Annotated in this window: 10 protein-coding genes and 1 pseudogene; 5 read left to right on the top strand and 6 right to left on the bottom strand. The window is 55.6% G+C overall.

Features of this window, described 5'->3' with window-relative positions; translation table 11 throughout:
* Window positions 1-76 precede the first annotated feature (76 nt).
* On the top strand, window positions 77-571 hold the full coding sequence (locus tag BJF95_RS23760) for a hypothetical protein (RefSeq protein ID WP_139317386.1): 495 nt from the start codon (window positions 77-79) through the stop codon (window positions 569-571).
* Between the two features lie 40 nt (window positions 572-611).
* Here BJF95_RS23760 and BJF95_RS03045 read toward each other — a convergent pair.
* The 5 genes and pseudogenes from BJF95_RS03045 to BJF95_RS03025 all read right to left on the bottom strand — a co-directional run.
* Window positions 612-895, bottom strand: a pseudogene (locus tag BJF95_RS03045) (IS481 family transposase); the annotation flags it as partial.
* A gap of 101 nt (window positions 896-996) precedes the next feature.
* Complete coding sequence (locus tag BJF95_RS03040; RefSeq protein ID WP_075637987.1) at window positions 997-1,983, bottom strand: ABC transporter permease; 987 nt, start codon at window positions 1,981-1,983, stop codon at window positions 997-999.
* Window positions 1,984-1,987: 4 nt separating this feature from the next.
* On the bottom strand, window positions 1,988-3,013 hold the full coding sequence (locus BJF95_RS03035; protein ID WP_075638122.1) for an ABC transporter permease: 1,026 nt from the start codon (window positions 3,011-3,013) through the stop codon (window positions 1,988-1,990).
* A complete protein-coding gene (locus BJF95_RS03030) occupies window positions 3,003-4,538 on the bottom strand; it encodes a sugar ABC transporter ATP-binding protein (RefSeq protein ID WP_075637986.1) in 1,536 nt (511 codons plus the stop codon). Before BJF95_RS03030 ends, BJF95_RS03035 begins: the two co-directional genes overlap by 11 nt.
* 84 nt (window positions 4,539-4,622) lie before the next feature.
* Window positions 4,623-5,636 carry a sugar ABC transporter substrate-binding protein gene (locus BJF95_RS03025; protein ID WP_075637985.1) on the bottom strand — a complete coding sequence of 338 codons (1,014 nt, stop codon included), beginning with the start codon at window positions 5,634-5,636 and terminating at the stop codon, window positions 4,623-4,625.
* 297 nt (window positions 5,637-5,933) lie between these two features.
* Here BJF95_RS03025 and BJF95_RS03020 point away from each other — a divergent pair, with 297 nt between their 5' ends.
* The gene (locus BJF95_RS03020; RefSeq protein WP_075637984.1) at window positions 5,934-7,256 is read left to right on the top strand and encodes an O-acetylhomoserine aminocarboxypropyltransferase/cysteine synthase family protein; all 1,323 of its coding nucleotides are present in this window, start codon (window positions 5,934-5,936) and stop codon (window positions 7,254-7,256) included.
* A gap of 71 nt (window positions 7,257-7,327) precedes the next feature.
* Here the strand turns inward: BJF95_RS03020 and BJF95_RS03015 are convergent, their stop codons facing one another.
* Entirely contained in the window at window positions 7,328-8,374 is a 1,047-nt protein-coding gene (locus BJF95_RS03015) for a substrate-binding domain-containing protein (protein ID WP_075637983.1), read from the bottom strand.
* Between the two features lie 356 nt (window positions 8,375-8,730).
* On the opposite strand from BJF95_RS03015, the gene BJF95_RS03010 reads away from it, so the two are divergent.
* The 3 genes from BJF95_RS03010 to BJF95_RS03000 are packed head-to-tail and all read left to right on the top strand — an operon-like array spanning window position 8,731 to window position 12,333.
* Window positions 8,731-10,212 carry a sugar ABC transporter ATP-binding protein gene (locus BJF95_RS03010; RefSeq protein ID WP_075637982.1) on the top strand — a complete coding sequence of 494 codons (1,482 nt, stop codon included), beginning with the start codon at window positions 8,731-8,733 and terminating at the stop codon, window positions 10,210-10,212.
* Window positions 10,212-11,258 (top strand): ABC transporter permease, encoded by a 1,047-nt coding sequence (locus BJF95_RS03005; RefSeq protein ID WP_075637981.1) that lies wholly within the window; start codon window positions 10,212-10,214, stop codon window positions 11,256-11,258. Before BJF95_RS03010 ends, BJF95_RS03005 begins: the two co-directional genes overlap by 1 nt.
* A gap of 31 nt (window positions 11,259-11,289) precedes the next feature.
* Complete coding sequence (locus BJF95_RS03000) at window positions 11,290-12,333, top strand: substrate-binding domain-containing protein (RefSeq protein WP_075637980.1); 1,044 nt, start codon at window positions 11,290-11,292, stop codon at window positions 12,331-12,333.
* Window positions 12,334-12,351: the final 18 nt, after the last annotated feature.

Raw genomic sequence — 12,351 nt, 5'->3', positions numbered from 1 at the left:
TCGAATGACATTGAAGTAACTCCAAGCCAAGAGAGCGAGGGGTGGCTGGTGGGCGCTGAGCGGCTTTACGTTCCAGATGCTTGTTGCCCTGAACCAGTTTCTCAAGGAGAATCTGCTGACGACATCGGCGCACTCCATCAGTGTCGAAGAACTCAGCGACATTCTTCTCGCAGAGGTGGACCAGTACCGGCTCAACCAAGTTAAGCCGACACTTTCGAACTCGACCCTTATTTCCGCAGTGCGCGAGGCATATGAGATCTTCAATCTTGCTGACGAGACGTTGCGGGAGCGCCTCGTCTTCCAAATCGTCTGTCGAGAAAACCAATCGAACATCGCTATCGGGGCAGTTACGGCTGACCAGGCTTTTACTGGCAAGCCGCATGATAGTCAGGTCTACACGCAGACCTTAAAGCGGTTCGATTTGTCAAACCCCGTGCTGGTCTCGGCGCATCTCGCAAGCGCCATTCTATTGACGCTGTGGAACGCAGGCGTCGAGAAACCGTCAGCAGCTATCCACGTTAAAACAGTCTGGCATTGGCACTCAGAGAGGTCGGGCACCTGGAGCGTTTAATCGTCATGTTCGACTGCCGCCCCCTCCCGCAAACTCCCCCCTTAATGTCGAGATGGATCAACCCGCCTGGCTCGGCATATTCATAGCGAACGACTGGTTCCGCCGGGGCAATGTCCTTCATGCGCGATAGACCCGCGCGCTTGAGAATGCGACTGACGGTGGCTGGTGAAAGGCCCGTTTCCAGAGCGATGTGCTTGCCAGTCAGGCGCTGGCGGCGAAGCGTGATGATGCGCTGCGCCAGCACCTGATCCGTCTGCTGAGGACGGCAATGGCCATTTCTTCTCGATGTTGCGGCGTTAGTCGGGCATTCTTATGAATGTTCATTCGGAGCCTTCCTGGAAAACTGAGTTGTGGTAACTCCAGTCTCTTAGATCCGCTCCGAATGGACAACCTCCTGAAAGCTCACACCTAGCGCACCAAGATAATTATCGGCTTTTTGTTTTGAAACTGAAGGCAAGAACAGAGAAAATCAGCACGCCCGTTGCAACCTGTTGCCAAAAGAAGTTCAGGCCCGACAGCAGCAGGCCATTGGACACGAGGCTTAGCAAAAGCACACCAAGCGCGGTCCCCGTCACATTCGGTCGGCGCAGAGGGTGAATCGTTGTGCCGATAAACGTCGCTCCGATCGCATTCAGCAGAAAAGCATTGCCGGATGACGGAATGTAGACATTCACCGTCGCTGTCAGCATTATCCCGGCGACCGCTGCGATGAGGCCTGCAATGATGTAAGCGGCAGCGACTGTCCGCGATACCGACAGGCCTGAATAACGGACCACGCTTGCCTGAATACCGGTTGCCATCAAAACCCGACCGAAACGGCTTCTTGCCAAGATCGTTGCTGTGACAACGATCAGAAAAAGGGTGATGACCAGCGGCACAGGAACGCCAACCAACCGACCGTGACCGATGAATGAAAAGGCTTCTGGAATACCCGTTTGTGGCAAATAGACAGGATTGCCGCCATTGGTCAATAATTGCTGGACGCTACGACCAATGAACAGAGTACCAAGCGTTGCCAGAAAGGGTGAGATTCCGATCACCGAGATCAAAACACCATTCAGCGCACCAACACCACCACCCGCCAAGAGCGCAAACACCACAGCAGCGCTGACTGGTACGCCACTGAGCACCAGGCTGATAAAAGCAAAGCTGCTAAAATCCACTGCCGTGCCAACGGAAAGATCAATGCCGCCGGATGCGACGGCAAAGGTCATGGCAATCGAGACAATTGCGAGCAAAGCAACATTGTTGGCCAGAACACTCAGCAGGTTAGCACCCGTGAGGAAGCTTGGTGCCAGGTTGGCAAACACCGCGACCACGCCAAAGATTGCGAAGACAAGCGCATATCGGGCCAGATCTCGCACGCGCAAGCCAGACAATTTAGGAGCATTGGTTTCTACAGGAAGCGTCATGACGTTATCCCTTGCGCAGCAATGTGGTGGCAGACACGACCAAAAGGATGAGCACCCCTTGAACGCCTGCAACCAAAGTGCTCGACAGATTGAGAAGCTGGAACCCGTTGATGAGAATACCGACAAACACCGCTGATAGCAGCGTGCCGGGAATGGTCGGCAGCAGCCGCCTTGAGAAAACAGACCCCAGTAGAGTTGTCACCACAACGGGCAGCAGCATGTCGCCTGCACCCGTGGAGCTGCCGCTGAGATAGGACACATTGAGAATTCCGGCCACGCCGCCCATAAGACCTGCAAAAACGAAGGCACCTGCTGTCAACCGCTTGACCTTCAATCCGGCGGCTCTTGCTGCTTCCGGAAACTCGCCAACGGCATAAAGCCGAAGTCCGAGCGGCGTGTATTGCACAAGCGCCGTTGTCACCACCGCCAGCCCCAGCAGCACATAGGCCAACACCGGCAGACCCAGTGGGCCTGTGGACGAAAGAATAGAGAGAAAGTCAGTGGAGGCTGGCACCACCGTATTTTGCGTCAACACCAGTTCAAGCCCAGCCACAACATTCATGACCGCAAGGGTTGCCAGCAGCGGAACAACGCCGACCACGACAATAGCCAGAGCATTGACAAGGCCGATTGTCAGCCCGGTTGCCAATGCAGCGAGTACAGCGGCATCGTCTCCCCAGCCTCCTTGAATAAGGCTGGCATAGACGGCAGCGCTCAGGCCCATATTGGCCGCCAGAGACAGATCGATGCCGCCGGTGACAACATTTGAGCCACCGGTGATGATGACAACCGTCAGCCCAAAAGCCAGCACACCGAGAATGGCCGACTGGCCAAGAACGTTGCCGAGATTGCCAAAGCTGAAAAAGAAGGGTGCCGTCAGCGCAAAAAACACGAAAACACTGGCAATGCCCAGCAGCGACCCTGTTCGCAACAGCAATGGGCCGAGAGAGCGGGATTTATGGTTGGGACGATCCGTCTGCGGATGGGCCGCTTCGAAACCAACCGATGTAGAGGTAATGTCAGCCGACATGCCGATGCCTTTCATGGGAACCTGTGGCGACCGCAAAAACAGCGTCTGCCATTGTCTCGCTCGATGTCAGTTCTGCGGCGATCTGGCCTCGGAAAAACACCGCGATGCGATCCGTAATCCCCACCAGTTCCGGCAGGTCGGACGACAGAATGATGATGCCCGCACCGCGCTCTGCCAAGGCACCGATCAACTGATAAATCTCAACCTTGGCACCGATATCGACCCCCACGGTTGGTTCATCCAGCAGATAGATTTCGGATTGGCGGCTGAGCCATTTTGCAAGCGCCACCTTTTGCTGGTTGCCGCCAGACAGGGTGCGCACGGGCGCATTGCCCCCGGCGGTCTCGATCTGCAATTGTGCAATCAGCTGATCCACCGCTGATTTTTCGCGGCGTCGGTTGAGAAAACCTGCCTTTGAAAAACGCCCAAGACTGGCCAATGTGATATTTTCGGCAACCGTCAACTCCAGCGCCACCCCATTTCGCCTGCGATCTTCCGGCACCAGCGCCAGATTGCGGGATACGGCTTGATGTGGCGTCGAGAAGGAAACCGCCTGCTCATGGCTTCGAATTTCGCCAGCGTCTGCCTTTTCCAAGCCAAAAAGCGTGCGCAAGACATCCTTGGCACCGGAGCCAAGCAGACCCGTAATGCCCAAAACCTCGCCTTTGTGCAGGCTTAAGGACACATCACAGTATTTTCCCGCAGCTGTCAGATTGCGAACATCCAGCAGGCGCTCACCCTTGACCACGTTGGGTTTAGGAAACATCTCGGCAATGTCACGCTCGACCATCAGCGTCGCGATCTGCTTGGCCGACAAGCCCCCCATCGACCGGCTGACCACAACCTTACCATTGCGCAGCACGGTAATGTCGTCGCAAAGATCTTCAATTTCGCCAAGATAGTGGGAAATGTAGATGATGGTCACACCGTCATTGCGTAGGCGGCGGATCAGCGAAAACAGAATATCGGCTTCGCGTCGCACCAGAGCCGCAGTCGGCTCATCAAACACCAACACCTTTGGCTTGGATAGGAGCGCGCGGGTCATTTGCACAATCTGCTTTTGCGCCGTCGTCAGTTGCGAAATCAGCGCGTTGGTGGGCAAGCGCAGGCCGAAATAATCCTGCAATATGGAATCCGCCTGCCGTTTCATGGCGCGACGATCGAGAAACGGCGTGCCCGTAATCCGGGGTTCACGGCCCAGAAACAGGGCTTCACCAACGGTGAAAGATGGCACCAGCAAACGATCCTGATGAATAAAATGCAGACCGAGTTTTTCAACGTGATGCGGTGTCAGATCCGCCGCCACAACGTCATCGATCTCAATTGTGCCGCTGTCTTGATGTTGCAAACCCGCAAGGATCTTGATCAACGTGGATTTGCCCGCACCATTTTGGCCAACAAGGCCGTGGACAGAGCCAGCGCGCACGGCAAATGACACATCGGCAAGCGCCTTTGCGCCGCCAAACTGTTTTGTAATGGCGTGAAAGCGAATTGCCGCTTTATCTGCATCGTGGCTGTTCGTCATGGATCGTCACCTCGGAAAGCGCACAGTTACGCAATAGAATGGGTGCCGAGGCCTCACGCCTCGGCCGCTTCTTAAGGTCGTTGATCAGCCAATTCCGAGTTTCTTGCTGACGTCGCTGACGTTCTGCTTGTTGGCAAGCAGCGCTGGCACATAGCTTTCCCGTGGCAAGGTTTTGCCAGACAGCAAAAGCGCAACATTGCGAATAGCCTGACGGCCAAGCTCTGCGGGCTGCTGCGCCACATCGGCAGCGGCAGGCGATGCCGGATCAGCCACCAGCTGCAACACTTCCGGGCTTCCATCGACACCATAGGTCTTGATTTCGGTGCGGCCAGCTGCCGTCAGGGCCTGCGTGGCTCCCAGCTGCGGAATATCCCACGCAGACCAGATGGCCTTGATCGGCCCCTTTTCCGGGTATTTGTTGAGGATTGCGGTGATCTGCGTAAAGGCATCCTGGACCGTGTTGGGGATCACATCCCGCAGTTCCGGCTGGATAATCTTCACCTTCGGAAAATATTTCACGACATTGACGAGCTGGTCATAGCGAATGGCGCAGGGCGTCACACCATAGAAGCCGTTGAAGACCACAATATTGCCCTCACCGCCAATATCCGACACCAGTTGCAGCGCCAGATCCTTGCCAATGCCCCAATTGTCCGAGGTGGAATTGTTCAGCGAATTGTTGGAGCCGACATCAATGGTGAGCACCGGAATACCGGCATCACGAGCCCTCTTCAGCCATGGATCAATGACTGTCAACGTGCCCAGCAATTGCACAATGGCATCCGGCTTTTGGGCAATCAGGGTTTGCAGTTGTGCCACCAGCTTACCGTCGTTGCGGCCCGCATCCACGGCAATGGGCTCGCCACCCAGCCGTTTGACCTCGGCGATCTGGGCATTATAGGCGTGCAAGTCAAAAAAGTGATCTGTGCCTGCCGTGCTGATACCAATGCGCTTGCCCTTCAGGCTCAAGCCATCATCTGCGGCGTTAGCAGCACTGGTGCCAAGCAGGCTTGTCCCCACGACTGTTGCCCCTGCCAGAGCGGAAAACTTGATAAGCTCGCGCCGACCAATTCCATTGTTGATGATATGATCTGTCATGGTCCCTACTCCATTTATCTATTTTTTCTATAGATTAAGAGATTAAACGGTCGCGCCCAGAAAGATTTTTGCGTAATGCTAAACCCTTAAGAAAAAAGGGGTGTGCAGGATGCTCTGTTATGCGCCGATTATTCCAGCCGCCAGCCCATAGCTCGGACAGATCAAGCCAAGCGGAGCTCCTTCAAGTTGCAATTTCTAAGCGGACATCAAACAAGGAAAATATATTTCTCTACATTGTCGATAGAATAAGACAGCATTTGGGCATCACAAAAAGCCACCACCAAAGAGGAGTGACCCATGAGCGAAAAAACCTTACATCCAGAAACCCTTGCCCTGCACGCTGGCTGGCGCGCCGATCCGGCAACGGGTGCCGTTGCGGTTCCGATCTACCAGACCACGTCCTTCCAGTTTCGCGATACCGAACATGCGGCCAATCTGTTTGCCCTGAAGGAGCCTGGCAATATTTACAGTCGCATCGGCAACCCCACGGTGGATGTGCTGGAGCAGCGCGTTGCCGCCATTGAAGGCGGCGTTGCGGCGCTTGCCGTTGCGTCGGGTCAGGCCGCGTCTGCCTTTGCGATCCAGAACCTTGCCAAGGTTGGCGACAATATTGTCAGCTCCACCGATCTTTATGGCGGGACCTGGAATCTGTTTGCCAACACGTTGAAAGATCAGGGTATTGAGGTTCGTTTTGTTGATCCGGCAGACCCGGAAAACTTCCGCCGGGCCACAGATGATCGCACGCGCGCCTACTATGCCGAGACCCTGCCAAACCCGAAACTGACCGTCTTCCCCATTGCCGAAGTGGCAAGCATTGGCCGGGAATTCGGCATTCCGCTGATTGTGGACAATACGGCTGCCCCCTTACTGGCACGCCCTCTTGATCATGGTGCGGCTGTGGTTGTTTACTCGTCCACCAAATATCTCGGCGGCCACGGCACCTCCATTGGTGGTTTAATTGTTGACGGCGGCAATTTTGATTGGGAAGTCCACAAGGAGCGCCAGCCCGCGCTGAACACCCCTGATCCAAGCTATCACGGTGCCGTCTGGACCGAAGCCACCAAGCCGCTCGGACCGGTTGCCTATATCATCAAGGCTCGTGTGACCCTGCTGCGTGATCTTGGGGCTGCACTCTCACCGTTTAACGCTTTCCAGCTTTTACAAGGCATTGAAACCCTGCCGCTTCGCATTGAGCGTCACGTTAAAAACGCCGCAGCCGTTGCAGACTATCTGGCCAAGCGGCCAGAAATTGCCAAGGTAATCTATCCATCGCAGCAGAGCGGCGTATGGCGTGAGCGGGCCGATACGTATCTCAAGGGTGGTTACGGCGGCCTCGTCGGCTTTGAGCTGAAAGATGGGCTGGAGGCTGGCCGCCAGTTCATCGACGGGCTGGAACTGCTCTATCACGTTGCCAATATTGGCGATGCCCGCAGTCTGGCCATTCACCCGGCCTCGACAACCCATTCCCAACTCACGGCAGAAGAACAGGCCGCAAGCGGCGTCTCTCCGGGCTATGTGCGCCTTTCCATCGGCATTGAGCATATCGATGACATTATCGCTGATATCCAACGCGGTCTCGAAGCGGCGTCTTCTGGTGTCCATAAGAGTCAGGCTGCCTAATTAAGAAAAACGGAAGCGCCCCGAGGTGCTTCCGTTCTTGTCTGCACAGAGCCCGCTTGGGAGGAGATCGCTCAAAAAGCAGCAGACGGAATCCAGCTTGCCGTAACAGCAGAACTTGTCGAGAAGCTTGGAATGTTCTTGGCCAGATCTTCGATGGTCTTCACGTTGGCATCCCGCAATTGCTTTTGCGTGACCAGAACCGGATCGACGATAATCTGATGGGGCACCGTTTCGCCTGCAATTTGCAGCGCGGCAGCGCGAATGGATACGGCACCCACCACCGCCGGATTGGTGGCAGCGGTTGCAACCCACGGGCTGCCATCCTCGACAATCTCCTGAATGTCAGCAGTGGAAATATCTGCCGAATAGATTTTCAGATGAGTGCTGATGCCCAGATCGGCGGCAGCGAGTTTGACGCCACGGGCGAACTCATCATAAGGCGCAAACACCACGGAAATATCCGGGTTGGCACGAAACACCGCTTTGGCCTGATCGGCGGTGGCGGTGGCCGTGGTATCGCTCACCGCACCAAACCGGGCTTTTTCAACAATGCCGCTGTTGGCGGCTTTGACCTTATCCCAGATTTCATTGCGTCGATCCAAGGGTGCAAAACCAGCAACATAGGCATATCCGGCTTTGAAGCTTTTGCCATTGTCCTTGATGGCTTGATCCAGCGAAAGTTCGGCCAGTTTGTGATCGGATTGCTCCACCTGCGGGATTTTCGGATTGTTCAGGTTCACATCGAAAGCCACGATCTTGATGCCCTTGTCGAGGGCTTGTTGCACCACATCGCCCAGCGATTCCGGCAAGCCGTGGTCAATGACAATGCCATGCACCCCCAGATTAATCGCCTGCAAGATCTGCTCGCGCTGCTCGGCAGCATCCTGACGACCGGGGAAGATGCGCAGATCAACACCCAGCGCCTTGGCCTGCGCCTGCGCGCCCGCCTGATAGGCCTGAAAGAAATCGCCAGCGGAAATATAGCTGATCAGCGCCAGCTTGACGCCACCCTTGTCAAACGGTGTCGGCGCGCCTGCAATACCAGCCGCAGCTGCGGATTGGCTCAAAACAAGGGGTGATAAAGCCGTAAAAGCCAAGATGCGCAAAAGAGAGGTCATCGGGTTCCCCAACATGAAACAGCCACCAACCGGGCCAGACTTATTCATTATCAATAAAATCTACGGTATTTATAGAATAATGACTTTTGAAATTGATGGTGAGGATAGATTTCTTTGCCTGTGATCGCGGCTTCTTCGGCAGAATTATTCCACAGAGGGTATACACTCCGATGGGAAAACAACCAATCATGTCTCGCGCTTAGCGTCAGTATATTGCGTGATACACTAGGACCAGGCTGTCTGCTGCAAGATGCACTGCAATTTTATTCCACATATTATATGGAATTTAAAACGCATATTCTTGCAGGCAAATTGAAAGGGTTTATCAACGCATTAACATAATTGGTGAACCCCACATGCCCCTTCTTGATGTCCAAGCCATCTCGCGCTCCTTCGGTTCCACCAGAGCCTTGATTGATGCATCGCTGGTGATTGAGCCCGGTGAGATTGTGGCCCTGATGGGCGCAAACGGAGCAGGAAAATCGACGCTAGTCAAAATTCTCTCTGGTGTGCAAGCGGCTGATTCCGGCGCCATTTTGCTGAAAGGCCGACCGTTTGCGCCACAAAGCCCGGCAGAGGCGGCCAAATTTGGCGTGGTAACGGTTCACCAATCTACGGATGTGGTGGGCATTCCCGGCTTGAGCGTGGCCGATGCACTGCTGCTGAATCATTATGTCGATGGCCGCCAGCCGTTTTTTCTCTCAACCAAAAGCGTGCGGCGTGAGGCAAAGCGCATTTTGAGTGATGCGGGTTTTAACCTGCCTCTCGATCGCGATTTTGCTGATCTGGGTGCTGCTGATCGGCAAATGGTGGCTATTGCCCGTGCGCTTGCCAACAAGGCCGAATTGTTGATTTTGGACGAGCCAACCGCCAGCCTCTCAACACAGGAAGCAGAACGCCTCTATGCCATTCTTTTGGGCTTGAAAGCCCGTGGCATCGCCATTCTCTATATCTCGCATCGCACGGCTGATCTGTCCGCCCTTGCCGACCGTGTGGTTATTCTGCGAGGCGGCCGCAATGTCGGTGCCTTTAGCCGTCCGATTGATTTCGGTGCTGCGCTTGAGACAATGATTGGCCGCGCATTGAACACCGCGCGCCCGGATCGGCGCACGGAATTTGGCAAAACCGTGCTGGACTTGCGTGGCATTCAGTTGCTGAACAGCAGTAAGCCCTTTGATCTTACGGTGCGTGAGGGTGAAGTGGTTGCCATTACTGGCGTGCTGGGTGCCGGCAAAAGCAGGCTGTTATCCGCACTGTTTGGATCAGTCCAGTTTGCCGCGGGTGAAGGCGTTGTGGATGGCAAGCCCTATGCGCCCAAAAGCCCTGCAGAGGCCATTGCCGCCGGTGTGGTGCTTGTTGCGGAAGATCGCCACCGTTCAGCCTTGATGCCTGCCGAATGGCCGGGAGAAAGCGTGGCAGCCACCATCAGCCTGCCGCATCTCAAGCGCTGGTATCCCTCGGGCTTTCTGGCGTCCGATGCAGAACGGGTGAAGGCAAAGGCTGCCATTTCGCGGCTTAGCATCAAGGCGGTGGGTCCAGAGGCTTCCGTCTGGTCTTTGTCTGGTGGCAATCAGCAAAAGACGGTGATTGCCCGCTGGGAAGTGGAGCAAAGCCGTCTGCTGTTGCTGGACGAGCCGTTTCAGGGCGTCGATGTCGGTGCCCGACAAGATATTATCACCACCATTCGCAGCCACGCGGATCGCGCAACCCTGATTGCCACCTCGGATTTTGAGGAGGCACAGGAAGTGGCCGACCGCATTTTGCTGATAGATCAACATACTCTGATTGAGCTGACGCCAACGGCAGCTTCCGCCCATCACCACAAGGAAATCGCCTGATGACGACGGTGAATGACATTCCCAAAGATACGCTGAAGCAAACGCATGACGGCCAAAGCCTGGCAAGCCTTGTGCGGGAAACCATCCGGCGCGGCGCTGTCTTCATTCTGCTGGCGGGTCTGATTGTGATCTTCAGCCTTGCCCAGCCTGCTTTCATCAACATCAACAATCTGATGAGCATTTTGCAAGCGGTTGCCGTGGTGGCCATTATTGGAGCCGGAGTCACGGTGACGCTGGCAATTGGCGGGTTTGATCTCTCGGTGGGGGCGGTGGCAGCCTCCAGCGTCATGGCATCAAGCTACGCCATGATTGTGCTGGGCCTGAATGCCTATCAAACCGTGCCGCTGGTGCTGGCCTTTGGCGCGTTGATCGGTTTTGCCAATGCCTTTTTGATCGTCAAGCTCAAGGTGCCAGACCTTCTCGCCACGTTGGCCATGATGTTTCTTCTGTCTGGATTGCAATTGATCCCGACCGCAGGGCGCTCCATTTCGGTCGGCCTCATTCTGCCCAATGGAGCAACGGCAACGGGCAAATATGATCCGCTGTTTCTCACCATTGGACGCTCCAGCCTGTTTGGCCTGATCCCCTTCCCGGTCATTTTGTTGGCCATTGTGGCTGTAACGTTGTTTATCCTCACGGAACGCACCCGTCTTGGTCGCTTGCTGTTTGCCACCGGCGGCAATGAAGTGGCAACTCGTCTGGCCGGGGCCAATACGGCAAAGATCAAGACCTTCGCCTATGTCCTCTCCGGCACACTGGCGGCCTTTGGTGGCATTATTGTCGCGGCGCGGGTTGGGCGTGGCGATGTCTCTTCCGGGGCATCGCTGCTGATGGACTCTGTTGCTGCCTCGCTGATCGGCTTTGCAGTATTGGGCCTGCGCCGTCCCAATGTGCTGGGCACTATCATTGGCGCAGTCTTTGTCGGCATTTTGCTAAACGGCCTGACTATGCTGAACGCGCCCTATTACACCCAGGATTTCGTCAAGGGTTTCGTGCTGGTTGGTGCCCTTGCCCTCACTTACGGCGTCAGCCGCGCCCGCACCTGAACATCGACTTTCTCACCTGAATGGAACCAATATGATCAAGTCTCTTCGCACCTTTGGCGCAGTTCTTCTGGCCGGATCTATTTTTGCCACCACCGCTTCTGCCGCTGGCATCGCTGGCGCGCCCGCCCCGTTTGACAAGAAAACCGTCAACATCGCTGTTGTCAGCTATCTCGGTGGTGGTGATTGGCTGCAAGCCTTTGAAGCCGGCGTCAAGCGCCAGGCCGACGCGCTGGGCATCAACCTCACCGTATCGCAGGCCCGCAATGACAATGACGCAGAACGCGCTCTGATCGAGCAGGCCATCAACTTGAAGGTCGATGGCATCATCATCAACAATGGCCGCCCGGAAGTGTTGCAGGATGTGGCGCAAAAGGCGCTGGATGCGGGCATCAAGGTGGTGGCCTATGATGTGAACCTCGATAACCCCGACATTCCGCAAATCGAGCAGAGCGATGCCGATATGGCCAAGCTGGTGCTGGATCAGGCCGTGAAGGATAAGGGGGATGGCTTTACAGGCGGAGCGATTTATGTGGCTGGTTTTGCCCCACTGGATCGGCGCTATTCGGTGTGGAAGGACTATGTTGCCAAACACAACCTGAAGGAAAAGGCCGTGTGGGGTGTGGTCAATGACACGGTTCCGGCCACTGTTGCCGACCAGACCAAAGCTGTGCTGCGCGCCAACCCGGATATTTCGGTGATCTTCACCCCGTGGGATGAATTTGCCAAGGGTGCAAAACTGGCAATTGATGAGCTTGGCCTGTCCAGCAAGGTCAAAATCTATGGCGTTGATACATCCACCGCCGACATTCAGTTGATGATCGAGCCAGACAGCGCCTGGGTGGCAACCGCTGCGACCAACGCCGCCGTGGTGGGCGAAGTGTCGGTGCGGGCTGTGTCTTTGGCGATTGCAGGTCAAAGCCCCGGCCGTTCCGTCTTGCTGAAGCCAACGCTGATCACCCGCGACGATCTTGTGAACAACAAGATCGGCTCGATTGAAGAGTTGCAGCAGAAATTCCCGGCCTTTTTGAAAAGCGATGCCGCCACGGCTGCGTGGATTCCAGCGGTTGCCAAGTAATCAACGGCCAAGGAAAGC

This window comes from Rhizobium oryziradicis (genome assembly GCF_001939045.1).
GTDB classification, from domain to species: domain Bacteria; phylum Pseudomonadota; class Alphaproteobacteria; order Rhizobiales; family Rhizobiaceae; genus Allorhizobium; species Allorhizobium oryziradicis.
The sequence above is the reverse complement of the archived record's forward strand: the minus strand, read 5'-3'. Positions and strand labels throughout refer to the sequence as shown.